This window comes from Litorisediminicola beolgyonensis, assembly GCF_042679605.1.
GTDB classification, from domain to species: domain Bacteria; phylum Pseudomonadota; class Alphaproteobacteria; order Rhodobacterales; family Rhodobacteraceae; genus Litorisediminicola; species Litorisediminicola beolgyonensis.
In genome coordinates, this window is the sequence record NZ_JBHTMU010000007.1 from 41,574 (window position 1) to 65,916 (window position 24,343).

General features: G+C 67.3%; 23 protein-coding genes and 2 tRNA genes. 8 read left to right on the forward strand and 17 right to left on the reverse strand.

Going from position 1 to position 24,343, the window contains the following annotated elements:
- Positions 1–101: 101 nt before the first annotated feature.
- From ACFQ4E_RS05665 to ACFQ4E_RS05680, 4 genes are all read right to left on the reverse strand, one after another.
- Positions 102–461 (reverse strand): hypothetical protein, encoded by a 360-nt coding sequence (locus ACFQ4E_RS05665; protein ID WP_386801969.1) that lies wholly within the window; start codon positions 459–461, stop codon positions 102–104.
- Between the two features lie 66 nt (positions 462–527).
- Complete coding sequence (locus ACFQ4E_RS05670; RefSeq protein WP_386801970.1) at positions 528–671, reverse strand: hypothetical protein; 144 nt, start codon at positions 669–671, stop codon at positions 528–530.
- 214 nt (positions 672–885) lie between these two features.
- Positions 886–1,557, reverse strand: coding sequence for a DUF6497 family protein (locus ACFQ4E_RS05675; RefSeq protein WP_386801971.1), 672 nt, complete (start codon positions 1,555–1,557; stop codon positions 886–888).
- Between the two features lie 19 nt (positions 1,558–1,576).
- Positions 1,577–3,109 carry an acyl-CoA carboxylase subunit beta gene (locus tag ACFQ4E_RS05680; protein ID WP_386801972.1) on the reverse strand — a complete coding sequence of 511 codons (1,533 nt, stop codon included), beginning with the start codon at positions 3,107–3,109 and terminating at the stop codon, positions 1,577–1,579.
- A 181-nt stretch (positions 3,110–3,290) separates the two neighbouring features.
- Here ACFQ4E_RS05680 and ACFQ4E_RS05685 point away from each other — a divergent pair, with 181 nt between their 5' ends.
- On the forward strand, positions 3,291–4,520 hold the full coding sequence (locus tag ACFQ4E_RS05685) for a multidrug effflux MFS transporter (RefSeq protein ID WP_386801973.1): 1,230 nt from the start codon (positions 3,291–3,293) through the stop codon (positions 4,518–4,520).
- Between the two features lie 61 nt (positions 4,521–4,581).
- The gene (locus tag ACFQ4E_RS05690; RefSeq protein WP_386801974.1) at positions 4,582–5,982 is read left to right on the forward strand and encodes a helix-turn-helix domain-containing protein; all 1,401 of its coding nucleotides are present in this window, start codon (positions 4,582–4,584) and stop codon (positions 5,980–5,982) included.
- A 61-nt stretch (positions 5,983–6,043) separates the two neighbouring features.
- Here ACFQ4E_RS05690 and ACFQ4E_RS05695 read toward each other — a convergent pair whose 3' ends face one another.
- From ACFQ4E_RS05695 to ACFQ4E_RS05730, 8 genes are all read right to left on the reverse strand, one after another.
- A complete protein-coding gene (locus ACFQ4E_RS05695; RefSeq protein WP_386801975.1) occupies positions 6,044–6,637 on the reverse strand; it encodes an N-acetylmuramoyl-L-alanine amidase in 594 nt (197 codons plus the stop codon).
- A gap of 65 nt (positions 6,638–6,702) precedes the next feature.
- Positions 6,703–7,395 (reverse strand): hypothetical protein, encoded by a 693-nt coding sequence (locus tag ACFQ4E_RS05700; protein ID WP_386801976.1) that lies wholly within the window; start codon positions 7,393–7,395, stop codon positions 6,703–6,705.
- 34 nt (positions 7,396–7,429) lie between these two features.
- On the reverse strand, positions 7,430–8,911 hold the full coding sequence (gene gatA, locus ACFQ4E_RS05705) for an Asp-tRNA(Asn)/Glu-tRNA(Gln) amidotransferase subunit GatA (protein ID WP_386801977.1): 1,482 nt from the start codon (positions 8,909–8,911) through the stop codon (positions 7,430–7,432).
- Positions 8,911–9,198 (reverse strand): Asp-tRNA(Asn)/Glu-tRNA(Gln) amidotransferase subunit GatC, encoded by a 288-nt coding sequence (gene gatC / locus ACFQ4E_RS05710; protein WP_386801978.1) that lies wholly within the window; start codon positions 9,196–9,198, stop codon positions 8,911–8,913. Before gatC ends, gatA begins: the two co-directional genes overlap by 1 nt.
- Positions 9,199–9,270: 72 nt before the next feature.
- Complete coding sequence (locus ACFQ4E_RS05715; RefSeq protein WP_386801979.1) at positions 9,271–10,479, reverse strand: beta-ketoacyl-[acyl-carrier-protein] synthase family protein; 1,209 nt, start codon at positions 10,477–10,479, stop codon at positions 9,271–9,273.
- The gene (locus tag ACFQ4E_RS05720) at positions 10,476–10,736 is read right to left on the reverse strand and encodes an acyl carrier protein (RefSeq protein ID WP_386802069.1); all 261 of its coding nucleotides are present in this window, start codon (positions 10,734–10,736) and stop codon (positions 10,476–10,478) included. The genes ACFQ4E_RS05715 and ACFQ4E_RS05720 overlap by 4 nt, the downstream gene beginning before the upstream one ends.
- Before the next feature lie 38 nt (positions 10,737–10,774).
- Positions 10,775–11,863 (reverse strand): UDP-3-O-(3-hydroxymyristoyl)glucosamine N-acyltransferase, encoded by a 1,089-nt coding sequence (lpxD, locus tag ACFQ4E_RS05725; protein WP_386801980.1) that lies wholly within the window; start codon positions 11,861–11,863, stop codon positions 10,775–10,777.
- Between the two features lie 39 nt (positions 11,864–11,902).
- Positions 11,903–13,522, reverse strand: coding sequence for a L,D-transpeptidase family protein (locus ACFQ4E_RS05730; RefSeq protein ID WP_386801981.1), 1,620 nt, complete (start codon positions 13,520–13,522; stop codon positions 11,903–11,905).
- Positions 13,523–13,847: 325 nt separating this feature from the next.
- Here ACFQ4E_RS05730 and ACFQ4E_RS05735 point away from each other — a divergent pair, with 325 nt between their 5' ends.
- Entirely contained in the window at positions 13,848–14,417 is a 570-nt protein-coding gene (locus tag ACFQ4E_RS05735; protein ID WP_386801982.1) for a YcbK family protein, read from the forward strand.
- 146 nt (positions 14,418–14,563) lie between these two features.
- On the opposite strand, the gene ACFQ4E_RS05740 is transcribed toward ACFQ4E_RS05735, so the two are convergent.
- From ACFQ4E_RS05740 to ACFQ4E_RS05750, 3 genes are all read right to left on the reverse strand, one after another.
- Positions 14,564–14,640, reverse strand: a tRNA-Asp gene (locus ACFQ4E_RS05740).
- A gap of 38 nt (positions 14,641–14,678) precedes the next feature.
- Positions 14,679–14,755, reverse strand: a tRNA-Asp gene (locus ACFQ4E_RS05745).
- 37 nt (positions 14,756–14,792) lie between these two features.
- Positions 14,793–15,725 (reverse strand): LysR family transcriptional regulator, encoded by a 933-nt coding sequence (locus tag ACFQ4E_RS05750; RefSeq protein ID WP_386801983.1) that lies wholly within the window; start codon positions 15,723–15,725, stop codon positions 14,793–14,795.
- Positions 15,726–15,815: 90 nt separating this feature from the next.
- On the opposite strand from ACFQ4E_RS05750, the gene ACFQ4E_RS05755 reads away from it, so the two are divergent.
- Positions 15,816–16,454, forward strand: coding sequence for a class I SAM-dependent methyltransferase (locus ACFQ4E_RS05755; protein WP_386801984.1), 639 nt, complete (start codon positions 15,816–15,818; stop codon positions 16,452–16,454).
- 3 nt (positions 16,455–16,457) lie between these two features.
- Here ACFQ4E_RS05755 and ACFQ4E_RS05760 read toward each other — a convergent pair whose 3' ends face one another.
- On the reverse strand, positions 16,458–17,396 hold the full coding sequence (locus ACFQ4E_RS05760) for a pirin family protein (RefSeq protein WP_386801985.1): 939 nt from the start codon (positions 17,394–17,396) through the stop codon (positions 16,458–16,460).
- 174 nt (positions 17,397–17,570) lie between these two features.
- On the opposite strand from ACFQ4E_RS05760, the gene ACFQ4E_RS05765 reads away from it, so the two are divergent.
- From ACFQ4E_RS05765 to ACFQ4E_RS05780, 4 genes are all read left to right on the forward strand, one after another.
- Positions 17,571–18,506 carry a LytTR family DNA-binding domain-containing protein gene (locus ACFQ4E_RS05765; RefSeq protein ID WP_386801986.1) on the forward strand — a complete coding sequence of 312 codons (936 nt, stop codon included), beginning with the start codon at positions 17,571–17,573 and terminating at the stop codon, positions 18,504–18,506.
- 64 nt (positions 18,507–18,570) lie between these two features.
- Positions 18,571–19,224, forward strand: coding sequence for an ABC transporter ATP-binding protein (locus ACFQ4E_RS05770; protein ID WP_386801987.1), 654 nt, complete (start codon positions 18,571–18,573; stop codon positions 19,222–19,224).
- Positions 19,221–21,614 carry an FtsX-like permease family protein gene (locus ACFQ4E_RS05775; RefSeq protein ID WP_386801988.1) on the forward strand — a complete coding sequence of 798 codons (2,394 nt, stop codon included), beginning with the start codon at positions 19,221–19,223 and terminating at the stop codon, positions 21,612–21,614. The genes ACFQ4E_RS05770 and ACFQ4E_RS05775 overlap by 4 nt, the downstream gene beginning before the upstream one ends.
- Positions 21,604–22,653 carry a lipocalin-like domain-containing protein gene (locus tag ACFQ4E_RS05780; protein ID WP_386801989.1) on the forward strand — a complete coding sequence of 350 codons (1,050 nt, stop codon included), beginning with the start codon at positions 21,604–21,606 and terminating at the stop codon, positions 22,651–22,653. The genes ACFQ4E_RS05775 and ACFQ4E_RS05780 overlap by 11 nt, the downstream gene beginning before the upstream one ends.
- 30 nt (positions 22,654–22,683) lie before the next feature.
- Here the strand turns inward: ACFQ4E_RS05780 and ACFQ4E_RS05785 are convergent, their stop codons facing one another.
- Positions 22,684–24,237, reverse strand: coding sequence for a cytochrome c (locus tag ACFQ4E_RS05785; protein WP_386801990.1), 1,554 nt, complete (start codon positions 24,235–24,237; stop codon positions 22,684–22,686).
- Positions 24,238–24,343 lie beyond the last annotated feature (106 nt).

Consider the following 24,343-nt stretch of genomic DNA (forward strand, 5'->3'; position numbering starts at 1 on the left):
CGACTCAACGCTGGCGCAACGCTGTGAATCGGAAAAGGCCGAAACACGGTATGCGAGAATTTCGGCTCGTTCCTGCCGATCCTGAAAGGGGCTGCGCGAAATCACGCCCAAATCTCCGGATCGAAGGCGTCGGGGAAGCTCGCGCGCGCGGCGCGCTCGTCGATGATCAGGCGCGCCTCGTAATCGGTCGGGTCGAAGGGATCGTCGTAAGGCAGCACCTCACGCCCGAAGAGCCAGCTCAGCCGCCCCGCATCGAGATTGCCGCGCTCGAAGGGTTCGTCGCCGAAATGCTCCCAGAGCGCCGCCATGAAATAGGTATCGGCGCGCCTGTCGGGCGCCCGCCGGTCAGCATAGCGCTCGCGGCGGATGATCGGCGTCACGCCCTTGGGATTGGCGCGGCGGATGGTGAACTGGAAATCGGAGCCGGGAAGGCGACCGGGAAAGCCACGGTGCTTGATCATGCCGCCCTCCCCCGCTGGAGGCGCGGCCGAAGCGGGACGGGCGCGGACGCCCGTCCCGACGGAGCATTACTTGTACTTGCCCATGGGCTGTTCCATCGTGATCGGCTCGGGCGCGACCACGACGTACTCTTCTTCCTGCTGACCGCCACCACAGGCCGAGAGACCAGCGACGAGACCGAACATGGCGAGAAGCTTGAGGCTGTTGGACATGACGTCCTCCTTTGTTGTTCGCGTGTCCCGGACGTGACCTTGCGGACCAGACCAGAACCCACCTGTCTTGAGACTGCCAAAGGGCAATCCGTACTCAAGCTATCGCAAACGTGAAAAAAATCACCAATAACACGTGCATCATTAGGCGCGCGTGTCGGCAAAGTCGCAAATTCCCGCCGCCGGGGCGGTTGCGAAACAAGGTATTGGGTCTGCATCAGAACGCCTCCCAGATACAGCGGTCACCGTCGATGCTGTAAAGTTCGAAGAATTGCGTGACGGAGCGGTCGGAGACGCCGAACGCGGAGCGCGCGGAGCCCAGCGACACGACGATCTTTTCCGGACCGGCGATCTCCAGCGGCAGCGCGGGCAGCGCGATCTCGGAGCAGAGATATTCCATGTCGTCTGCGACCGCGTCGAAATCCGCGCCGTCCTCGGAGATCCAGGGCGCGACGAAGCGGAAGCGGTAGAGCGGGCCGTCGATCCCGTCAGGATCGAAGATCAGCTCCTGCAGCTCGACGACATGGCCGGACGGCACGCCCAGTTGCTCAGGCAGGGCCGAGACCGGCAGCGCGGCCGCGCAGAGGCTCAGGGCGACAAGTGCCGAGGTCGAAGACGGGACCCGGGGTGAAACGCAGCCCCGGCCCTCTTTCGAGGCTCCTCCCGCCGGGGCTGCTGAACGGCGGGCTTGGCCCGCACGCGCCGCGCGACTGGCGCGCAGCGATATTCCTTCTCTGCCGACCCGGCGGGCGGTCGAGACCGCCACATGCCCAGAATCCCGGCAGACCGCGAAAGGATTAACACAGTATGTCAACTGAGCAAGCCCTAAGCTTTTGGTCCACCTTGATCGGCGGGAAACATCCGCTTTGCCGCGCGCGCGTGCCAACATGGGACCGGCCTCCACGCGCTCACAGCGGGATATTGTCGTGCTTCTTCCACGGGTTCTGCAGCTTCTTGCCGCGCAGCGCCGCGAAGGCGCGACTCACCCGCCGCCGCGTCGAGCGCGGCTGAATCACTTCGTCGATGAAACCACGCTCGGCGGCGACGAAGGGATTAGCGAAGCGTTCCTCGTAGTTGCGGGTATGCGCCGCGATCTTCTCGGCATCGCCCAGATCGGCGCGGTGGATGATCTCGGTCGCGCCCTTTGCCCCCATCACCGCGATCTCGGCGGTGGGCCAGGCGTAGTTGAAATCGCCGCGCAGGTGCTTCGAGGCCATCACGTCATACGCGCCGCCATAGGCCTTGCGGGTGATGACGGTGACCTTGGGCACCGTCGCCTCGCCATAGGCGAAGAGCAGCTTGGCGCCGTGCTTGATGACGCCGCCATATTCCTGGCCGGTGCCGGGCAGGAAGCCGGGCACGTCCACGAGCGTGAGGATCGGGATCTCGAAGGCGTCGCAGAAGCGCACGAAGCGCGCGGCCTTGCGGGAGCTGTCGATATCGAGGCAGCCCGCGAGAACCATCGGCTGGTTCGCCACGACGCCGACGGTCTGGCCTTCGAGGCGGATGAACCCGGTGATGATGTTCTTCGCGAACTCGGCCTGGATCTCGTAGAAATCGCCCTCGTCCGCGACCTTCAGGATCAGCTCCTTCATGTCGTAGGGGCTGTTGGCGTTCTCGGGGATCAGCGTGTCGAGGCTGTCCTCGACCCGCCCCGGCTCGTCGAAGAACGGACGGACCGGCGGCTTTTCGCGGTTATTGAGCGGCAGGAAGTCGACAAGACGGCGCACTTCGGCCAGGGCCTCGACGTCGTTCTCGAAGGCGCCGTCGGCGACAGAGCTCTTCTTGGTGTGGGTCGAGGCGCCGCCCAGCTCCTCGGCGGTGACGACCTCGTTCGTGACGGTCTTCACCACGTCGGGGCCGGTGACGAACATGTAGGACGAATCCTTCACCATGAAGATGAAGTCGGTCATCGCCGGCGAATAGACCGCGCCACCGGCGCAGGGCCCCATGATGACGGAGATCTGCGGGATCACGCCCGAGGCCATGATGTTGCGCTGGAAGACCTCGGCATAGCCCGCGAGCGAGGCCACGCCTTCCTGGATGCGGGCGCCGCCCGAGTCGTTCAGGCCGATCACCGGCGCGCCGTTCTGCATCGCCATATCCATGATCTTGCAGATCTTCTGCGCATGGGTCTCGGAGAGCGATCCGCCGAACACGGTGAAGTCCTGGCTGAAGACATAGACCATGCGGCCGTTGATGGTGCCCCATCCGGTCACCACGCCGTCGCCGTAGGGGCGCTGCTTTTCCATGCCGAAATCGGTGCAGCGATGCGCGACGAACATGTCGAACTCTTCAAAGGAGCCTTCGTCGAGCAAGAGCTCGATCCGCTCGCGGGCGGTGAGCTTGCCCTTGGAATGCTGCGCGTCGATGCGCTTTTGTCCGCCACCGAGCCGGGCTTCGCCCCGGCGCTCCTCGAGCTCCTGAAGAATGTCCTTCATCGCGCGCCTCCTCTGAACCTGGCGGAGGGATGACAAAGGCGCTGCGGAACGGCAAGGGTTTTTCGGCAAATTTGCAAATACTGAAAACAACTGCACACGCTAAATGCAAAAATGAATAACACGCGATCTGTTCCTATCCGATCGGATGGACAAGCCGCGCCATGCAGGGTTTTCTCTGGGCATGACCCGGCCTCCCGCCAGCAAGTTTCTGGACCGCTCCAGCCCTCCGCACATCGCCACGCTGATCCTATTGGCAGGCGTTTCGGCGATGTCCATGAACATCTTCCTGCCGAGCCTGCCCAACATGGCGGCGTTCTTCGAGACCGAGTACCGGCTCGTGCAGCTGTCCGTCGCGGTCTATCTGGCCGTCAACGCCTGCCTTCAGATCTTCGTCGGCCCGATCTCGGACAAGTACGGGCGACGCCCGGTGATCCTCGGCGGCATCGCGCTTTTCATCGTCGCGACGGTCGGCTGCATCTTCGCGCCGACAATCTGGGTGTTCCTGGCGTTCCGCATGGCGCAGGCGGCCATCGTCACCGCGATGGTGCTGAGCCGCGCCGTGGTCCGCGACATGGTTCCGCAGAACCAGGCCGCCTCGATGATCGGTTACGTGACGATGGGCATGGCCGTGGTGCCGATGATCGCGCCGCTGATCGGCGGCCTTCTCGACCAGGCCTTCGGATGGCAGGCGAACTTCTGGTTCCTGCTGGCGTCGGGCGTGCTGCTCTTCTGGCTCACCTGGCGCGATCTGGGCGAAACCGCGCAGCGCTCGACGCTCAGCATCGGCCAGCAATTCGCCGAATACCCCGAGCTTCTGCGCAGCCCGCGCTTCTGGGGCTACTCCCTGGCAGCGGCGTTCTCGTCGGGGGCGTTCTTCGCCTATCTGGGTGGCGCGCCTTTCGTCGGCTCGGTGGTCTTCTCGCTGTCGCCGGGCTGGCTCGGCTTCTATTTCGGCGCGCCCGCGGTCGGCTATTTCCTCGGCAACTGGGTCTCGGGCCGGTATTCGGCGGAGATCGGCGTCAACCGGATGGTCCTCTGGGGCGCGGCGATCAATTTCGTCGGCGTCAGCATGTCCATGGCGCTCTTCGCCACCGGCCTCGGCAATGCCGAGAGCTTCTTCGGCCTGATGACGCTGGTGGGCCTCGGCAATGGCATGACCATTCCCAATGCGACGGCGGGGGCCCTGTCGGTGCGGCCGCACCTTGCGGGAACGGCATCGGGTCTTTCCGGCGCGATGATGATCGGTGGCGGCGCGGGACTCTCAGCCTTGGCCGGGGCGCTGTTGACCCCGGCGACCGGGCCTTGGCCGCTCCTGTGGCTGCAGCTCGGCACCGCGGTCTGCGGCATCGGCGCCATTCTCCTCGTGATGCATCGCGAGAAACACACGCCGGAACTCGACGCCACGCCCTAACTTTGCAAACCCGCGGAAAGCCCTTAGCAAAGGCGCAAGGGGACGGAAGACGGAGCGGGTCATGGCGGTTCAGAAGCTCTATGCCGGGGCGAAGCTCCGGGAAACCCGGCTGCGGCTGAACCTCACGCAGAAAGAGTTCGCCGCCAAGCTCGGCGTCTCGTTGCCCTATCTGAACCAGATGGAGAACAACAACCGGCCGGTCTCGACCACCGTCGTGCTCGCGCTGGCGCAGGAGTTCGGCTTCGATGTCACCGAGCTTGGGCAGGGCGACGCCGAGCGGCTGGTGACCGATATGCGCGAGGCCCTGGCCGATCCGGTCTTTGCCGAGGCCGCCCCGCCCCTCGCAGATCTCCGCCTGACCGCGTCGAACGCGCCCGCCCTCGCCCATGCGTTTCTCGCGCTGCACCGCGCCTATCGCCAGACCCATGAGCGGCTCGCCTCGCTCGACGAGGCGCTGGGGCGCGAGGGCGCGCAGTTGCAGCCATCGCCCTGGGAGGAGGTGCGCGACTTCTTCCATTACTGCGACAACTATATCGACGCGGTCGACCGCGCGGGCGAGCGGCTGGGCGAGACGCTTGCCGCCTCGGGCAATATCGCGACGGCGGCCATCGAGCATCTGGCGGCGGCCGGGATCACCGTCGCCGAGACCCAAGGCCCCGCGCTGCGCCTGTTCGACCCGGAGAGCCGCACGCTGACGCTGTCCTCGCTCTCGCCGCGCGAGACGCAGACCTTCCAGCTCTTGATCCAGGTCGCGCTCTTGCGTCAGGAGCAATTGCTGGAGGCCACGCTCGATCTTGCGCGCTTCCAGTCCGACACCGCCCGCTCCATCGCCAAGCTCGGGCTCGCCAATTATTTCGCGGGCGCGGTGCTGATGCCCTATCGCCGCTTCCTGGCGGCCGCGCAGGAGACGCGGCACGACCTGGAGCTTCTGGCGACGCGGTTCGGCGCGTCGATCGAGCAGGTGGCGCACCGGCTCTCGACGCTGCAGCGCCCGGGCGCCAAGGGCATCCCGTTCTTCTTCGTGCGCGTCGACCAGGCCGGGACGATCACCAAGCGCCACTCGGCCACGCGGCTGCAATTCGCGCGGTTCGGCGGCGCCTGCCCGCTCTGGAACGTGCACCGCGCCTTCGAGACGCCCGGCCGGTTCCTGCGGCAACTGGCCGAGACGCCCGACGGGGTGCGCTACATCAACCTGGCGCGGGATGTCTCGAAACCCGGGGGCCGCTTCGGCGCGCCGGTCCGGCGCTACGCCATCGCGCTTGGCTGCGAGGTCCGGCATGCGGGCGCGCTGGTCTATGCCGACGGTCTGGATCTGGGGCGCGAGGGCACGTTCGAGCCGATCGGCATTTCCTGCCGGATCTGCGAGCGCCGGGCCTGCCACCAGCGCTCTGTGCCGCCCCTGGAGCGGCGGCTGTCGATCGCGGAGGACCGGCGGGGCGTGTTGCCCTACGAGGTCGAGTGAGCCGCTTTTGGCGGCGTCTTTTTGCGTATTTTGAAAAAGAAGAAGCGCAAGGGGGTCGCGCTCAGCCCCCGGCGCGGAGCGCTGCGGCGAACCCTGCGGCGAGGCGGCGGTCGGTGTCGTCCTCGGGCCCCTCATGGCCGGGGCGGAGCCGGAAGCGCAACGCCTGGAGAAGCGCGTCCTCTTGCCCGTCTTGCCAGCGATAGCCCGCCGCATGGGCCGAGGCGGTGATGGGCTGAGGCTCGGCAGGGATCGGGTCGAGCGCCAAGCCGCGGCGCGCCAGCCGCGCCCAATCGAAGCGCGGGCCGGGGTCGATCTTGCGGCCAATGGCGAAGTCGGAATGCCCGATGACCCGACCCGGCGGGATCGCGTGGCGGTCGCGGATGGCGCGCAGAAGGGTCTCGAGCGCCGCCATCTGCGGCTCGGGGAAGGGATGGGCACCGGTATTGGCGAGCTCGATGCCGATGGAGCGCGAGTTCATGTCGGTGATCTCGCCCCATTGGCCCGTGCCCGCATGCCAGGCGCGCTGGTCTTCCTCGACGAGCTGCCAGGACCGCCCGTCCTCGGCGATCACGTAATGGGCGGAGACCTGGGCCTTTTCGGCGCAGAGCCACTCGCAGGCGGCCGCGGCCGAGGCCATTGCGGTGTAGTGGAGCATGACGTGATCGGGCCGCGCGCCGTCTCGGCGCGGCCCGAAATTGGGGGAGCGGTGCTCGCGGAGGATCAGTTCCGGGCGGCCGCGCGGAAGGGCGCGGGGCTCCAGCTGCAGGCAAAGCCGTCGCCATCGGCGTCGAGGCCCTTGCGGTCGCGGTCCGGGCCGCCCGAGGACAGGAAGTCGAGCTGGGCGAGATCGGCCGAGGAATAGGCGGCGCAGTTCCGGGCTTCCTTGTCCTTCGAGGCGAAGGCCGAGCGGCTGTAGATCGATTGGCCGACCGCGTTGGTGGTCGACAGGGCATAGGCCACGATATTGGGGCCTTCCGCGCCGGTGCGGGTCGGCAGGGCCGTCGGCTGCACCTGCTGATATTGCGCGCTGTTCTGGGCGATGAGCGCGGCATCCTCGGCGATGGAGCGTTCACCCGAGACCGCGTCGAAATTGTTTTCCTCGGAGATGCCTGCTGCGTTCGAGACCGATTGCGGCGCGGGTGCCAGGGGATCAACCGTGGTGCCGTCGCCGCGTGCGAGGGCCGCCGCGGCCATTTCGGTCACCGGGTCGCCCGAGGCGTTGATCGGGGCGCCCGAGACGTCGGGCGGCGGCGTGATGGTGGCGGTCTGCGGCGTCGGGCTGCCGTTCAGGAGCGCCTCGCGCCGGGCGCGGTCGTAATTGTCGAAGCCGACGCCCGCGGCGCTGTCGGGCACCGTCGGCTGGCAGGCGGCAAGGCCGGTGAGGGCGGCGGAGACAAGCAGAAGCGAACGCATGGGGCACTCCTTGAGGCGCGCGTATTGGCGCCGATTACCACCACCTGTCGGGTTTGGCCACAAACCCCGAGGCACGTTCCAGTGCGTAGGCGGTGTTCAGCAGGTCGCCCTCTTCCCAGGGACGGCCGATCAGTTGCAGGCCCAACGGCAGGCCGGTGGCATCGGTTCCCGCGGGCACCGAGATGCCGGGCAGACCGGCGAGGTTCACCGTCACCGTGAAGACGTCGTTGAGATACATCTGCACCGGATCGTCCATCTCCATCCCGAGCGGGAAGGCCGCCGAGGGGGTGGCCGGGGTCAGGATCGCGTCGACACCGTCGGCGAAGACCTCTTCGAAGTCGCGCTTGATCAGGGTGCGGACCTTGCGGGCGCGGTTGTAATAGGCGTCGTAGAAGCCCGCCGACAGAACGTATGTGCCGACCATGACGCGGCGCTGCACCTCGGGGCCGAAGCCCTCGGCGCGGGTCTTTTCGTACATCTCGGTGATGCCGTCGCCCTGGGCGAGCTTGGCGCGGCGCCCGTAGCGCACGCCGTCATAGCGCGCGAGATTGGACGAGGCCTCGGCGGGCGCGATCACGTAATAGGCGGGCAGCGCGTATCTGGTGTGCGGCAACGAGATGTCGACGATCCTGGCGCCCGCGTCGCGGAGCATGTCGGCGCCCTGGGACCAGAGCGTCTCGATCTCCTCGGGCATGCCGTCCATGCGGTATTCGCGCGGGATGCCGATGGTCTTGCCCTTGATGTCGCCGGTGAGCATCGCCTCGAAATCCGGCACCGCAAGGTCGGCGGAGGTCGAATCCTTCGGGTCGTGGCCGCACATGGCCTCGAGCAGAATGGCGGCGTCGCGCACGTCCTTGGCCATGGGACCGGCCTGGTCGAGCGAGGAGGCGAAGGCGATGATGCCCCAGCGCGAGCAGCGCCCGTAGGTGGGCTTGATGCCGGTGATGCCGGTGAAGGCCGCGGGCTGGCGGATCGAGCCGCCGGTATCGGTGCCGGTTGCGCCCAGGCAGAGATCGGCGGCCACCGCCGCCGCCGAGCCGCCCGAGGAGCCGCCGGGCGTCAGGGCCTCGTCGGAATTGCCCTTGCGCCACGGGTTGACCGCGTTGCCATAGGTCGAGGTCTCGTTCGACGAGCCCATCGCGAACTCGTCCATGTTGAGCTTGCCCAGCATCACCGCGCCGCGCTCGAAGAGCTGGGTCGTCACGGTGGATTCGTATTCCGGCTTGAACCCGTCGAGGATCTTCGAAGCCGCCTGCGAGGCGACGCCCTTGGTGCAGAAGAGGTCCTTGATGCCGAGCGGGATGCCGTTCAGCGACGGCGCGTCCGGCCCACGCTTGGCATCCGCCGCGCGCGCCATGTCGAGAGCAAGGTCGGGCGTCTTGTGAACGAAGGCGCCCAGCGCATCGGCGGCGTCGATGGCCGAGAGGCAGGCCTCGGTCAACTCGACGCTCGTCACCTCGCCCTTGCGGAGCGCGTCGCGCGCCTCGCCGATCTTCATCTTGGTCAGCTCGGACATCATTCCACCACTTTCGGAACCGCGAAGAAGCCCTCGCGGGCATCGGGGGCGTTCGAGAGGATCTTTTCCTGCATGCCGCCATCGGTGACACCGTCCTTGCGGCGCTTGAGGCGCATCGGCTCGACCGAGACCATGGGCTCGACGCCCTCGACATCGACTTCCTGGAGCTGCTCGATGAAGCCCAGGATGGTGTTGAATTCCTGTGCCAGCGCGGGCAGCGCGTCATCCTCGACGCGGATGCGGGCCAGCTTGGCCACGCGGGCGGCGGTCTCGGTGTCGATGGACATGGGGTGCCTCGTCTCGGGGTGCCTGTCGGGCACAGGCTTTAGCGAAGGCCAAGCGAGGCCGCAAGGCGGCGCTCAGGCGCGGGCCAGCGCCAGGACGGCATTGAGCCCGCCGAAGGCGAAGGCGTTGCTGAGCGCGGCCTCGATCCGCGCCTCGCGCGCGGTGTTCGGGACCACGTCGAGAGCGCATTCTGGATCGGGCTCTTCGTAGCCGATGGTGGGGGCGATGACGCCGTCGCGCAGCGCCATGAGGCAGGCCAGAAGCTCGACCGCGCCGGTGCCGCCGATCAGATGGCCATGCATCGACTTGGTCGACGAGATCATCAGCCGGTCGGCATGGGGGCCGAACACGTCGGAGACGGCGGCGCATTCGGTCTTGTCATTGGCCGCGGTGCCGGTGCCGTGGGCGTTGATATAGCCCACCCGGTCGCGGTCGAGGCGCGCATCCGAGAGTGCGCCTCGGATGGCGCGGGCCGCGCCGGTGCGCGAGGGCATCACGATGTCCGATGCGTCCGAGGACATGGCGTAGCCGGTCACTTCGGCGAGGATCTCCGCGCCGCGCGCCCGCGCGTGTTCATACTCCTCGAAGACAAAGACGCCCGCCCCTTCGCCCTGCACCATGCCGTTGCGGGTGGCCGAGAACGGGCGGCAGGCGTCCTTGGACATGACCCTGAGCCCCTCCCAGGCCTTGATACCGCCGAAGCAGAGCATGGATTCGGAGCCGCCGGTGACCATGACCGGGGCCATGCCGGAGCGGACAAAGGAAAAGGCCAGCCCCATCGCGTGGTTCGACGAGGCGCAGGCCGAGGCGACGGTGAAGCTCGGCCCCTGGATGTTCCACTGCATCGAGACATGGCTGCAGGCGGCGTTGTTCATGAGCTTCGGCACCACGAAGGGATGAACGCGGTTCTTCCCCTCCTCATAGACCGCGCGGTAATTCTCGTCCTGAGTGGTCAGGCCGCCGCCAGAGGTGCCAAGAACGACGCCCGAGCGCGCCGCGAGATCGCCGTCGAACACCACGCCCGACTGGGCGATCGCTTCCTCGGCGGCGATGAGCGTGAATTGCGTGTAGCGGTCGTAGAGAGAGATTTGCTGGCGATTGAAGCGGGTCTCGGGCTCGTATCCCTTGACCTGCCCACCGATCCGGATCGAGAGCCGGTCCACGTCGCGCATGTCGAGAGGCGCGATGCCGCAGCGCCCTTCACGCATGGCTTCCAGCGTCGCGGGCACGTCATGGCCGAGCGGGTTGATCGTCCCCGCGCCGGTGATGACGACCCGTCTCACCCGTGCTGCTCGGCCACCAGACGCTCGACGCCCGCGACGATGCTGGCGACGGTGGAGATGTCGAAATCGCTTTCCGTGGGCTCGTTGGCATTGAACGGCACGGAGACGTCGAACTCTTCCTCGATGGCGAAGATCGCCTCGACGAGACCCAGACTGTCGATCCCGAGCTCCGACGTGCTCATCCCCATGGTGACATCACCGGGCTCGACCATCGCTTGCTCGGCGAGGATGGCGGTGACGCGGTCCTTCACGCTCATGTCCAGCATTCCCGGCACTCCGTTGTTGCGTCGCAGACTTAGTCACTCTCGCCGGAGTTTGAAACAGTCTTGCGAAGGCGCGCGACGTCACGGAAGAGACGCGGCAACCGGCGGAGGTTCTTGTAGGCCTCGATATGGGTGTCCATCTTCATCGCCGGATAGCCCAGCATCACCCGCCCGTCCGGCACGTTGGCGAGCACCTTGGTGGCGCCGCCGGTAATAACGTTCGAGCCGATCCTGAGATTGTCACCGACCCCGGTCTGGCCGCCGAGGACGGTGTGATCGCCGATAGTCGACGACCCGGCCACACCCACCTGAGCGCAGAGAAGGCAGTGGCGACCGACGATCACGTTATGGCCGACCTGTACGAGGTTATCGAGTTTCGTGCCCTCGCCGATCCGCGTGTCACGGACCGTGCCGCGGTCGACGCAGCTGTTGGCGCCGATCTCTACATCGTCGCCGATCTCGACCGCGCCCAGCGAATGGATACGCGCCCAGCTCTGCTCGGCCACTTCTCCCTGATCGCCGAGGCTCTGGCGCGCGCGCTCGACGCCTGAGACCTCGGGCGTCACGAACGAAAAGCCGTCGCCACCGACGACGACGCCCGGCTGCGCGATGAAGCGCTGGCCGATGCGCACCCGGGCGCCGATCCTGACGCCCGCGTGGAGCAGGCTCCCGGCACCGAGCACCGCGTCGGGGCCGATCCAGCACTGGGGGCCGATCACGGTGCCGTCGCCGATCTGCGCTCCGGGAGCGATGACCGTGAACGCGCCGACCGACACGTCCTGTCCCAGCGTCGCGGACGGGTCGACCGACGCCTTGTCGGAGATGCCGCCGCCCAGGCCCTGCCCCGGATCCATCAGCGCCGAGAGCCCCGCCATGGCGAAACGCGGCCGTGGCGCGAGGATCGCCGCGGCCAACCCGTACTCGGACCAGTCCGCACCGGCCCACATCATCGCCGCGCGGGCCTCGCCTTGGGCCAGACCGGCGGCAAATTCGGGCTTCAGCGCCATCGCCAGCTTGTCCGGAGGACAGCCCGCAGGCTCGGCGACACCGCTCACGCGAAGGTCGCCATCGCCTTCGAACGCAAGGCCAAGAGCCTCGGCAATCTCGGAAATTCTGTGCATGGGCGGGCCTCCGGCAGCGCGATCAGCGGCCCGAGGGGTTTAGCTGCGTCCCACTTCCAAAGAAACCCCTGCCCGCTCCAGCGCCCGCCAGATCGCCGCATCGCGCCCGTAGATGTCGTGGCGATACTGCACGTGACCCTTGGGCGTGGTGTAGGCGGTCCGGTACATCAGGTGCACCGGCACATGGGTTTCGAGGTCGATCCGGCTCTCGCGTCCGCCGCGCAGGCGCGACTGGAAGAGCCCCTTGGGATCGTCGCTCTGCGGCGCGAGCAGCACATAGGCGAGATCGTAGGGATCATCCAGCCGGATGCAGCCGTGCGAATAGGCCCGGACGTCGTCGGCGAAGAGATGCTGCGACGGGGTGTCGTGCAGGTAGATGTTGTAGCGGTTCGGGAACATGAACTTGACCTGCCCGAGCGCGTTCTTCGGCCCCGGGGGCTGGCGCATCGAGAACGGAAAGCTCTGCGGTCCGTATTGCGAGAAGCCGGCAGCGCGATTTACCCGGCGGCCACGGCTGTCGGTGATCTCGATATGGCCGACGGAATAGGGGTTCTGGCGCAGGAGCGGCAGGTATTCGTTCACCACGATGGAGCGCGGGACGTACCAGCTCGGGTTGACGACCATATGCTCCATCTCGTCTGAGAACTCGGGCGACTCGCGGTCGTCGCCGCGCGCACCGATCACCGCGCGCGTCTCGAAAGTGAGCTTGTCGTCGTCATAAACGCGCGCCATGAACTCGGGCAGGTTCACCCTGATATGGCGCTTGCCGAGGCCGCCGGGCAGGTTCATCCAACGCTCGCGCTCCATCGCCACGAGAACCGACCGCAGCCGTTCGTCGGCATCGACATTCATCGCCCGCAGCGTGTCACCGCCCACGATCCCGTCGACGATCAGCCCGTGATCGGCCTGAAAGAGCTCGACCGCATCATGCATCGTGCTGTCGAAACCGGCCCGCGCGGTCGGCGCGAGATAGTCCATCGCGATCAGCCGGTTTCTGAGCGCGATCACGCCCGGTCCACTCATGCCGCGCTCGTATTTGCCCGAGGGCACCTGAGGCCCCCATCCGCCGCGCGCGATGCGGCGCTCGAGCGTGAATTTCTCGCGCATCAGACGGGCGTATTCGCGGGTCGCGGGCGAGAGCTTGCGCATCGCCGAGCGCGGCGGATTGTCGGCCACCAGCATCAGCAATTCGTCGGCGCTGCGATAGGGCACCTCGCGGCGGATGTCGCGCACCACCCGGCCGGGCTCAAGGATGCCGGTCTGAAGGGCACGGGCGAATTTCAGATAGGCGCGGCTGACAGCCACTTCGGCCCGGCCCCGCTCGGTGAGGGTCTGCGCCGCGCGTAGCTCCGCCAGAAGCGCGTCGATCTCACCCTGCCAGGAGGGCAGCCCGTGGGCCGTCGTCTGGGCCATCGCGGCCAGAAGCGCGCTCCGACGCTCGAGGCTGGCGGCATCGGCGCCGGCCCAGAGCGGCTCGAACCCGCGGTCGCGGTAGAAGCTTGCGAGGCTCTCGTCGCCCATCGTCGCCTCTGCGACGGTCTGCTGAAGAAGGCTGATCTGCGCGTCGGCGCGCGGCGTCGCGGCAACGAGCGCCAGACCGAAGCAGGCAAGACAGGTGACGCGACGAAGCAGCGCGAACCGGGGCGGGGTCATGGTCATGGCATTACTTTCGAAAGCGTCGCACAGCAGCCTGTGCAGTGTACCCGATGCGGTGAGGGGCATGTAAACTCACAAAGCGGAGAAGCCCATCAAGGCCCTGCGACATGATGCACGGCCGCATCGCCTGCGCGAAAACCGATCTTTCGGCTGGTTTCCCCGCGATTTGAGCGAAATCCCGCTTATTTCCCGGCATCAAGGGAACCCTACCCCATCGTGACCTTTAAGGAGCCCGGTCGGTGTGCCATAAATTTTAAGACATCTGGGGAAAGATGGCAGGGCCGCACAACGCTGCGGACGAAATGGACAGTAACAGACAGGCACTCTCATGACCGACGTACGCTCAAGCAGCATTTCGCGGCGTGGCCTTTTGCAGGCATTCGCCGCGACGACACTGACCGCCGCTCCGACTTTCGCGAACGCGACCGGGTTCCTCCGGGGCGCAGGCGATATTCGCAGGCTGAAGATGTATTCGGGACGCACTGGTGAGCGGCTCGATATGATCTACTGGGTCGAGGGCGAGTACATCCCCGAGGCGCTTCAGGAGATCAACTTCTTCATGCGCGACTGGCGCAACGGGAAGAGCAGATCCATCGACGCCCGCACGGTCGACATCATGGCCGCGGCGCATAACATGCTCGATGTCAGCGAACCCTACATGCTGATTTCCGGCTACCGCAGCCCCGAGACCAACGCGATGCTTCGTTCGCGCTCGTCGGGTGTGGCCAAGAACTCGCGTCACCTGCGCGGCGAAGCGGCCGACCTGCGGCTCGCATCCCGTTCCGTCAGCCAGATCGCCCGCGCGGCCTCGGCCTGCAAGGCGGGTGGCGTCGGACGCTACTCGGGTTCGAACTTCGTGCATATGGATTGCGGACCGGTCCGCAGTTGGGGAAGCTGAGGCTTCCACCAGCGGATACCGCGAAAGAGGGGCGCCCGCGGGCGCCTTTTTTCGTGCCGTCATCATGTAGGTGAAACGCGAAAGTCGGACTCATGTTCCAACTATCGACACCGATACGGAAAATTTCTGGAATGCCTCGGGGATGGTGGCGCGGTTGACGGGGCTCGAACCCGCGACCCCCGGCGTGACAGGCCGGTACTCTAACCAACTGAGCTACAACCGCATGCCGTCCGGGACGCGCGAAATCAGGTGAGGCAGCGATGGCGCGGTTGACGGGGCTCGAACCCGCGACCCCCGGCGTGACAGGCCGGTACTCTAACCAACTGAGCTACAACCGCTCGCTGCCGCCCGGTCGCCCGAAGCGTGAGAGGCCTTCTAAGCAGGCCCCCCGGCCCCGTCAAGCGGAATTGGGCGCTGTTTTTCCGAAGACAGTCCTTCTGCCAGACAATCCCAGACCGCCCGCACGCGACGGCTTGTTTTCAGCTCCATCGGCGCCACCAGCCAGATCGGAAAGCTCATCGGCTCCAGGTTTGGCAGGATGCGCGCCATCTCGGGGTCGCGGTCGCCGACTGAGAGCGGCACCGCCCCGATGCCGACACCGGCCCGGGCCAGTTCCCAATGCACGAGGTGATTCCCGCTCACCACCTCGAAGTTCCTGAGCGTCAGGCCGAACCCCATCTGGTTCAGGTAGCTCAACTGCTGGTCGAGATCGCTCAGACCGATGAAGACCGCGCCGCTGAAATCCGACGGGCTCTGCGCCGGAGGGCGGGCGTCGAGCCAGTCGCGCCGCGCGTAGAAGCTGCCCAGATCGTCGCCGAGGCGGCGCGCGATCAGGTCGGGGTCGGTCGGCGCGGTATTGCGGACCGCGATATCGGCGTCGCGGCGGCGGAGGTCGGCCAGGCTGTTGCTGGCCAGGACCGTGATCTCGATCTTCGGGTAACGCTCCCGGCAGGTCCTGAGGATGCGCGGCAGAAGGTAGGCCGAGTAGATCTCGGAGGCGGTGATGGTGACGCGGCCCTCGACCGCGGTCGCCTGCCCGGAGGCGGCCAGTGACAACCGCGTGGCCGCCTCGCCCATCTCGCGCACATGCTCGGCCAGCTCGCGACCGGCTTCGGTCAGCTGCAGCCCGCGACCGACACGCTCGAACAGGGTCACGCCGAGCCGCGCCTCGAGCCCCGAGACCTGCCGCCCGAGCGTCGGCTGGGTGAGCCCGAGCGCCCGCGCGGCCGCCGAGAGCGAGCCCTCCTCGACCGTCGCGAGAAACGCGCGGACCTGGTTCCAGTCGAAATCCATGGCGGACCAATTCATGCATTTATGCATATCAAACCGACGGATTTCAGCAATTTCTAAATTTCTGCGAATGGCTCATATCGGGATCACACCAATCGGAGAGATCACATGCCCCGCACCTCTGACATCGCCTTCTGGGACCGGATCGCGCCGAGCTATGCCGCGAAGCCCATCGGAAACATGACCGCCTATGACGCCACGCTGGCGCGGGTGCGCGCTCACCTGACGCCTGCAGACCGGGTTCTGGAGCTTGGCGCGGGCACCGGCTCGACCGCCTTGCGGCTGGCACCTCTGGTCGCGTCCTACACCGCGACCGATGCGTCGGCCGGCATGGTCGAGATCGCCGAGACCAAGCGCCGTGACGCAGGCCAAGCCAACCTCACGATCCACCGCGCCGAGATCGACGCCGCGCATCACGGGGGCGCGCCCTATGACGTGGTGATGGCCTTCAACCTCCTGCACCTCGTGCCGGATCTGGATGTCGCCCTGGCGGAGATCGCCGAGATGCTCCCGTCCGGAGGCCGCTTCATCACGAAGACGCCCTGTCTTCGGGAAACCGTGATGATGCGGGTCATGACCCGGACCTTGGTCCCGGCCATGCGGATGCTCGGCAAGGCGCCGAACGTGCTGCGCTTCTCGATCGCCGAGTTCGACGCAGCGCTTGAGCGGGCGGGCCTCAGGGCGATCGAGACGGGTCTTTACCCCGCCTCGACCTCGAGCCGTTTCGTGGTCGCCGTGAAGCGGTGAGCCTCAGCGCTCCGGCAGCGGAATGAACTCCGCCGCATCGCCTGGCGGCAGCTGGAACCGGCAATGGGCCCAATCCTCGCGCCGCCAGGCCTCCTTGGCCTCCTCGATCCGCTCGCGAGAGGAGGCCACGAAGTTCCACCAGATGTAGCGCGGCCCTTCGAGCGTGGCGCCGCCCAGCAGCATCACGCGCGCGCCCGAGGGACCGGCCTTGAGCGACAGCCTGTCGCCGGGTCGGAACACCATCATCTGCCCGGCCTCGAACCGGTCCGAGCCGATTTCGACCGACCCTTCGACCACGTAGACGCCGCGATCCTCATGATTGTCGGGCATCGGGATCGCGGCGCCGGGCGCGAGCTGCGCATCGGCGTAGAACATCTCGGACGCGGTCTCGACCGGCGCGCGTTCGCCCCAGGCCTCGCCCAGGATCAGACGCACGCGCTTTCCTTCGGCTTCCAGTTCGGGAAGATCGGCGGCCGCCGCGTGTTGGAAGAGCGGCGCGCGATCTTCATGGTCCTTCGGCAGCGCGACCCAGGTCTGGATGCCGAAGAACGGCATGGCCTCGGCCTGCGTCGCGTCATCTGTCCGCTCGGAATGGGTGATGCCGTGACCCGCGACCATCCAGTTCACCGCACCCGGCTCGATCCAGGCATCAGTCCCGAGGCTGTCGCGGTGATGCATCCGCCCCCGGAAGAGATAGGAGATCGTCGCCAGGCCGATATGCGGGTGCGGGCGCACGTCGAGCCCCTTGGTCGGCAAGAGCTCTGCCGGCCCCATCTGATCGAAGAAGATGAAGGGGCCGACCATCTGCCGTTTCGGCGCGGGCAAGGCACGCCTCACCTCGAACCCGCCCAGGTCTCGCGCCCGGGGAACGATCAGCGTCTCGATGGCGTCGACCTCGTCGCCGGTGGGGCAATGCGGGTCGAGAGCGGGATTCCAACTCATGTCTGGACCTTTCCTGATGTGGCACGCGACGAATGTAACAGTTGCAAAAAAACGAATGCATAGGTAGCCGCGGGGATGATCTGTGCGTGTGCGCGCAGAACCAACCCACAGAACGGTGAGTTGACGCAAGGTCACCGAGACAGGTTCGGACTCTAGGAGGCAAGATCGCCGCGAATGACAGACCCGAAGGACATAGCGCGCTCGGAGAAGAGTGGGGAAGAGCGGCCTGACCAACAGGTCCGCCGCGCACCCTTTCTTCGGCTGCGGATGCGGGACATCACCGGCGCGCCTATCGACACGACGCTGACCGGGCTGGCGGTGGCGACACTGTCGCCTCCGGGGCAGGTCTACCTGTCGATGTGCTTTCTGGTCCTGATCGTCATCGACCCCGCGGGACTGGCGGGGTTTCTGACCCTCCCGCTCGAGCTGCTCCTCTATTTCGCCGTCGTTCTGGCCTATGTCGCGGTCTATCTCCTGCTGAGCCGCGTCGGCATCGCCATCGACCGCACGTTCCGGCTGCGGGCCCCGACGCTCCTCATCAGCGCCCTGAGCACGCTTTGTCTCGCGGTTCTTCTCGAGGCGATGGTCCGGCTCCTGACCCACGGAGCGGCGACGGTCATCTCGCCCGCGCTTCTCCTGAAATATGTCTGCCTTGTCGGCTTCTTCGACTCGGTCTTCTTCCTGTTCGTGTTCCACCAAATCCTGGCGCGCCGCCGGACGGGCCGCGCCGCCCGCGCCAGCGCCGTTTCGGCGGATGCGCAGGCCGCGCGCCATATCGTGATCGGCGCCGAGCGCCTGCCCATCGCCAAGATCCAGCATATCGAGGCGCGCGAGCATTTCGTCCATGTCACGCTCGAGAACCGCTCGATCACACAGCGCGCGCGGCTTCGCGACATCGTCGCCCAGACGACGCCCGAGGACGGCTTTCAACCTCACCGCTCGTGGTGGGTCGCCCGGCATGGCGCGCGGGACATCGCGCGCGACGGCAACAAGCTGGTGATCCGGCTCAAGGACGATACCAAGGTCCCGGTCGCCCGCACCCGGCTCGACGAGCTGCGCGGCTGGATCGAGGATCACGCCCCCGAGCTGCGTCAGGACGAAGCAGGCTGATCGACTTTCTTCCCGCGTCCCGTCCACTAGGTGCTGTCGCAGTAAGCGGAAAGGACTGCGCCGGATGCTGAGCGCCGCCACGATCGTCAAACGCTATCCCGGCGCCGAGGGGCCGGTCGACGTGCTGCGCGGCGTGTCGCTGACGCTCGCGCAGGGTGAAAGCGTGGCCCTCACAGGGGAATCGGGCTCCGGCAAAAGCACGCTTCTGCATGTGCTCGCCTGCCTCGACACCGCCGATAGCGGCCGGCTGACGCTGGGCGACACGCGCCTCGACACGCTCGACGAAGCCGGGCGCGCGCGCATCCGGCGCGAGCGGATCGGCATCGTCTTCCAGTCGCTGAACCTCGTGCCCTCGATGACCGTGGCGCAGAACCTGGCGCTTCAGGCCCGGTTTGCAGGACGGCTCGACCCGGCCTGGCTGGGCGAGCTGACCGAGCGGCTCGGTCTCGGGTCGCTGGTCACGCGCTACCCCGAGGAACTGTCCGGCGGCCAGCAGCAGCGCGTCGCCATCGGGCGCGCCATCGCCAATCGGCCGGAGGTGCTGCTGGCGGACGAGCCGACCGGCAATCTCGACGAGGCGACCGCCGACGGCGTCCTGACCCTCATGCAGGAGCTGGTCGCCGAAACGGGCGCCGCGCTCCTGATGGTGACCCACTCCCAACGTCATGCCGAGCGGATGGGCCGGCAGCTGCATCTCGAACGGGGCGTGCTGGCATGACACGGGCCGGGCTCGCGGTGCTCTGGTCGCATTGGCGGCGTCATCCGCTGCAACTGGCGACGCTGGTCTTGGGCCTGGCGCTGGCGACCGCGCTCTGGTCCGGCGTCCAGGCGATCAACGCCGAGGCCCGCGCGTCCTATTCCGATGCGGCGGGCGCTCTCGGGCAGGCGCCGCTCGACGAGCTGACCGCGCCGGACGGCATCCCTCTCGACACCTACGCCGCCTTGCGCCGTCAGGGATACCTCGTGACGCCCCGGGTCTCCGGCCCTTGGCCCGGAGCTCCGGAGATCACGCTGCGCGGGATCGATCCGCTGACCGCTCCGCCCGAGGCCGGAACGCAGGCCTATGTCGGGGACGGAGAGGTTCTGGCGCGGATGCTCTCGCAGCCCGGCTTGCTCCTCGCCGCTCCCGAGACCCGCGCGCGCCTGCCCGAGGACGCCCCGCCGAGCCTCGCGGCGCCGGGGCTCGCCAGCGGCGTCGTGCTCACCGATGTGGTGACCGCCCTGCGGCTTCTCGGGACCGACCGGCTCGATGCGCTGGCCGTCTATCCGGAGAAGCCGCGCGGGCTGCCGCCGCTGTCGGAGGCCCCCGACCTGACGCTCCGTCGGGCCGAGGATGGCTCCGATCTGGCGGAGCTGACCCGAAGCTTTCACCTCAACCTCACGGCCTTCGGGCTTCTGAGCTTTGCGGTGGGTCTCTTCATCGTGCAATCGGCCATCGGCCTCGCCTTCGAGCAACGGCGCGCCACGATCCGGACGCTTCGGGCCTTGGGCCTGAGCCTTGGCCGCACCATCGCGCTTCTGGCCTCCGAGTTGGCGGTGATCGCGCTCGGCGCCGGTCTCCTGGGCGTGGCGCTCGGATATGCGGTGGCTGCGGCGCTTCTGCCGGGCGTCGCTGGAACGCTGCGAGGTCTCTACGGGGCGCAAGTGTCGGGGCAGTTGAACTTCGATCCGGCCTGGGCGGCCTGGGCGCTCGTCATCGCGCTTGTCGGCGCTGCGGTCGCGGGCGCGCAGGCGCTCTGGCAAGTGGCGCGCATGCCGCTTCTGGCCCCGGCGCAACCGCGCGCCTGGGCGATGGCCTCGGCGCGGGTCCTGCGCTGGCAGGCCTTGGGCGCGGCGGCGCTTCTGACGCTCTCGGCGCTTCTGGTCATCCTGGGCGACGGCCTGATCGCTGCCTTCGCCTGCCTCGGAGCGCTCCTGATCGGGTCGGCGCTCGCCCTGCCGCCGTTCCTGACGCTGGTCCTCAAGGCGGTGTCTCGGCTGCGAATGGGCCCGGTCGGAGACTGGCTCATCGCCGACGGACGCCAACAGGTCCCGGCCCTGTCGCTGGCGCTGATGGCGCTGCTGCTGGCGCTCGCGGCGAATATCGGCGTGGGCACGATGGTCGGCTCCTTCCGCACCACCTTCACCGGCTGGCTCGACCAGAGGCTGGCGGCCGAGCTTTACGTCACCGCCCCCGATGCCGAAACCGCCGCCGAGGTGCGCGCCCTGGCCGAGGCGCGCGCTCGTGCCGTCCTGCCGATCTGGTCCGTCGAGACGACGCTGCGCGGACAACCCGGCGATGTCTACGGCATCGTCGATGACGCGACCTATCGCGACAACTGGCCGCTCCTCTCGGCGACCGGGGACGTGTGGGATCGGCTGGCCGCGGGCGACGCAGCGCTCGTGAACGAGCAACTGGCCCGCCGCGAGGATCTCGCGCTCGGTGACGAGATCGCCATTCTTGACGGCTGGCGTCTGCCGATTGCCGGGATTTACTCGGATTACGGCAATCCCGAAGCTCAGGCCTTCGTCGCGGCTGAGGCCCTGGCCGCGCGCGTCCCGCCGGAACCGAGGCTGCGCTTCGCGATCCGCATCGACCCCGAGGCCGCGCCCGCGCTGGCGCAGGAATTGCTGGAGAAGACCGCCCTGCCCCCGGCAGGTCTTCTCAATCAGGCCGAGGTCAAGCGCCGGTCGCTGCAGGTCTTCGACCGGACGTTCCTCGTGACCGGCAGCCTGAACGTGATGACGCTCGGCGTCGCTGGCTTCGCCATGCTGACCGCGCTCCTGACGCTCGCGGATCGGCGCTTGCCGCAGCTCGCCCCGGTCTGGGCCTTGGGCCTCACCCCCCGCCGCCTCGCGACGCTTGAGCTGACGCGGACGGCTCTCCTGGCCGCGCTGACCTGGGCGCTGGCGGTGCCGGTCGGACTTGCCCTCGCCTGGGTGCTGCTCGCCGTCGTCAATGTCGAGGCGTTCGGCTGGCGGCTGCCCATGCGGCTCTTCCCCGGCGAGTTGCTGCGGCTCTTCTTCTGGGCCGAGGTCGCTGCGCTCGTCGCCTGCGCCTGGCCGATCCTGCGCCTGACGCGACTGCCGGCGGAGCGGCTTTTGAGGGTCTTCGCCAATGATCGCTAGGACAGCCAGCCTGCTTCTCGTCATCGCCTCCGGCGCCGCCGCCCAGGGCTATGCCGGGCTCGGAACCGAGGCCGAGGGCTTCGCCGTCCCCGATCCCGATAAGCGCCTGACCTTCCCCGAGGATCACTTCCCCCATCCCGATTTCCGGATCGAATGGTGGTATATCACCGCGACGCTCGACGGGGCCGACGGGCAGGATTACGGGCTGCAATGGACGCTGTTCCGCACCGGCCTCGTGCCGCCCGGGCCCGATACGCCCGGGACCGCGTTCTGGCTAGGTCACGCCGCGGTCACCAGCGCCGAGACGCATCTTGCGACCGAACGGTTCGGCCGCGGCGATCTGGGCCAGGCGGGCGTGACCGAGCCGTTCGAGGCCTTTATCGACGATTGGGTCTTCACCTCGACCGCCGAGCCGGGCGCGGACCCGTTCTCGGCCGCGCGGCTCACCGCCCGGGGCACTGAGTTTTCCTACGACGTCGCGCTGACAGCGGAAGGTCCGCTCGTCCTTCAGGGAGACGCGGGCTACTCGGTAAAATCCGAGAGCGGCCAGTCGAGCTACTATTACTCGCAACCCTTCTACGCGGTGGACGGCACGCTCTCCCTGCCCTCGGGGACGGTCGAGGTCACTGGATCGGCGTGGCTCGACCGGGAATGGTCCTCGCAGCCCCTGGCCGAGGATCAGGACGGCTGGGACTGGTTTTCGCTTTCCTTCGACGATGGCGCAAAGCTGATGGCCTTCGGTTTGCGCGACAGCTCGGGCGGCCACTTCACCTCTGCCACCTGGATCGAGCCGGACGGCACGCCCACGCCCTATGGCAACGGCGCGGTGCGGGTGACCGCGCTTGAGACGGCCCAAGTTGCCAAACGCGAGATACCGGTGAGGTGGCGTGTCGAATTGCCAGAGCGCGGCCTCGATATCGAGACCGCGCCCTTGAACCGCGATGCGTGGATGGACCTGACCTTTTCCTACTGGGAAGGTCCGATCCGGGTGAGCGGCACGCACCCGGGACGCGGCTATCTGGAGATGACCGGCTACTGAGCGCGGCGGGGCGTCCCGCTGCGCAGCAGATCAGTTGGCGCCGGCGATGGCGCTGTCGACCGCGTTGATGAAGGCCAGTTGCCGCGAACGGACCTCGGCCTGGTCGATCCCCTCGCCAAGCTCGGCCAGGGCGTTGCAATAGATCGAGGTCAGCGCCGTCACCTTGCGGGAATAATCCGCTTCCGGCAGGTCGGGACCGAGCTTGTCGACCGCGTCGGGCAGCTGATCCGAGGTCAGGTCCTCTGTCGCCATCGCGGTCACCCGCTCGCGCAGGCTGTCCGAGATGATGTCCGCATCGCCTGTCGGGCAGGTCTCGGCGAGCGCGACGCGCGGGTCTTCCTGCACGTTGTTGCGACGCCCATCGACCAGGGCGGCGTTGGCGAGTCGCGCGCCGTCATTGTCCCAGGCGCGGCGGATGTAGTTGGTGACGTCCGCGATCTCTTCATCGTTCAGCACGTCCGCGAAGGCTGGCATGGCGCCGAAGCCGCGACGGGGCGCGATGCCGCCCAGAAGCACATTCACCACGTTGGTCGGCGATGCAGCCGTCACGCCGCCATTGTTGACCAGACGCGCGGCGATGTCCTGATTGCCCCGGCCATCCTCGCCGTGGCAGGTCGCGCAATTGCTCTCGTAGACCGCAAGGCCGCGGTCGAAGGCCTCGTCCGACAGCGCCTCCAGCTCGGGTGCCTCGCCCTCGGGATCATCCTCGGCCCGCTTCAGGATATAAGCAGCGATCGCTTCGACATCCTCGGGTTTGGCGTCGTAGAGCGATGTCGTGACCTGCGCCATCGCTCCGAAGGCCGCCAGCCCGTCGGGATGCGTGTCGGAGAGGAACGCGGTCAGGACCTCCTGGTCGAATTTCGCGAGCTTCGACCCGGCGCTGCCCGAGATGTTGGGCGCATACCAGCCATCGACGGACGCGCCCTGGTAGGGCCGGTTCTCGAGCGGGCCGCCGATGGAGTTCCGCGGCGTGTGGCAGCTGGCGCAATGGACCAGCCCCTCGGCAAGATACATGCCGCGGTTGACCTGGTCGTTGTAATCGGGGTTCGGCTCGAACCGCGCCGGTTCGAAATACATCGCCTTCCAGACCGAGAGCGCGCGCCGCAGGTTGTAGGGGAACGGCAGTTGCACCGTGTCCACCTCGTTCCGCACCGGGGTCACCGATTGGAAATAGGCCCAGAGCGCGTCGATATCCTCGTCCGTCAGCTTGGTGAAATGCATGTAGGGCATCGCCGGGTAGAGCGGCTCGCCCTCCTCGTTGACACCGCGCCGCAGGGCGCCTTCGAAATCGTCGCGGCTCCACGAGCCGATGCCGGTCTCTTCGTCCGGAGTGATGTTCGGTCCGATCAGAACCCCGAACGGGGTGTTGATCCGGACGCCGCCTGCAAACGCCTCGCCTCCCTCGACCTGATGGCAATGCGAACAGCCGCCGAGCTGCGCCAGGTAAGCGCCGCGTTCTGCCGCGCCCTGCGTGTCCATCGCCTGGGATTTGGTCGCGTCGCTATGCTGCTCGGCTGCGAGCGAGACGGGCGTGAGCGCGGTCGCCAGAAGGAGCGACAGGCTGAGGCGGGACAATAAGGGCATGGTGCATCCGATCAACTGGGTAAGGATCTTCCCGAAGGAACCCTGAAGACACATCTTTGTTCCGCGCCCGTGACTGCGCGGCGCGGTCCTTTCGGACATCGTGAAG

Coding starts and splice junctions, on each gene's coding strand:
- ACFQ4E_RS05730 (WP_386801981.1), bottom strand. CDS start 13,522: ATGACCATGACCCCGCCCCGGTTCGCGCTGCTTCGTCGCGTCACCTGT.
- lpxD (WP_386801980.1), bottom strand. CDS start 11,863: ATGCACAGAATTTCCGAGATTGCCGAGGCTCTTGGCCTTGCGTTCGAA.
- ACFQ4E_RS05695 (WP_386801975.1), bottom strand. CDS start 6,637: ATGCTCCACTACACCGCAATGGCCTCGGCCGCGGCCGCCTGCGAGTGG.
- ACFQ4E_RS05680 (WP_386801972.1), bottom strand. CDS start 3,109: ATGAAGGACATTCTTCAGGAGCTCGAGGAGCGCCGGGGCGAAGCCCGG.
- ACFQ4E_RS05700 (WP_386801976.1), bottom strand. CDS start 7,395: ATGCGTTCGCTTCTGCTTGTCTCCGCCGCCCTCACCGGCCTTGCCGCC.
- ACFQ4E_RS05765 (WP_386801986.1), top strand. CDS start 17,571: ATGACAGACCCGAAGGACATAGCGCGCTCGGAGAAGAGTGGGGAAGAG.
- ACFQ4E_RS05780 (WP_386801989.1), top strand. CDS start 21,604: ATGATCGCTAGGACAGCCAGCCTGCTTCTCGTCATCGCCTCCGGCGCC.
- ACFQ4E_RS05720 (WP_386802069.1), bottom strand. CDS start 10,736: ATGAGCGTGAAGGACCGCGTCACCGCCATCCTCGCCGAGCAAGCGATG.
- ACFQ4E_RS05670 (WP_386801970.1), bottom strand. CDS start 671: ATGTCCAACAGCCTCAAGCTTCTCGCCATGTTCGGTCTCGTCGCTGGT.
- ACFQ4E_RS05675 (WP_386801971.1), bottom strand. CDS start 1,557: ATGTTGGCACGCGCGCGCGGCAAAGCGGATGTTTCCCGCCGATCAAGG.
- ACFQ4E_RS05755 (WP_386801984.1), top strand. CDS start 15,816: ATGCCCCGCACCTCTGACATCGCCTTCTGGGACCGGATCGCGCCGAGC.
- ACFQ4E_RS05775 (WP_386801988.1), top strand. CDS start 19,221: ATGACACGGGCCGGGCTCGCGGTGCTCTGGTCGCATTGGCGGCGTCAT.
- gatA (WP_386801977.1), bottom strand. CDS start 8,911: ATGTCCGAGCTGACCAAGATGAAGATCGGCGAGGCGCGCGACGCGCTC.
- ACFQ4E_RS05750 (WP_386801983.1), bottom strand. CDS start 15,725: ATGAATTGGTCCGCCATGGATTTCGACTGGAACCAGGTCCGCGCGTTT.
- gatC (WP_386801978.1), bottom strand. CDS start 9,198: ATGTCCATCGACACCGAGACCGCCGCCCGCGTGGCCAAGCTGGCCCGC.
- ACFQ4E_RS05690 (WP_386801974.1), top strand. CDS start 4,582: ATGGCGGTTCAGAAGCTCTATGCCGGGGCGAAGCTCCGGGAAACCCGG.
- ACFQ4E_RS05785 (WP_386801990.1), bottom strand. CDS start 24,237: ATGCCCTTATTGTCCCGCCTCAGCCTGTCGCTCCTTCTGGCGACCGCG.
- ACFQ4E_RS05735 (WP_386801982.1), top strand. CDS start 13,848: ATGACCGACGTACGCTCAAGCAGCATTTCGCGGCGTGGCCTTTTGCAG.
- ACFQ4E_RS05685 (WP_386801973.1), top strand. CDS start 3,291: ATGACCCGGCCTCCCGCCAGCAAGTTTCTGGACCGCTCCAGCCCTCCG.
- ACFQ4E_RS05665 (WP_386801969.1), bottom strand. CDS start 461: ATGATCAAGCACCGTGGCTTTCCCGGTCGCCTTCCCGGCTCCGATTTC.
- ACFQ4E_RS05760 (WP_386801985.1), bottom strand. CDS start 17,396: ATGAGTTGGAATCCCGCTCTCGACCCGCATTGCCCCACCGGCGACGAG.
- ACFQ4E_RS05770 (WP_386801987.1), top strand. CDS start 18,571: ATGCTGAGCGCCGCCACGATCGTCAAACGCTATCCCGGCGCCGAGGGG.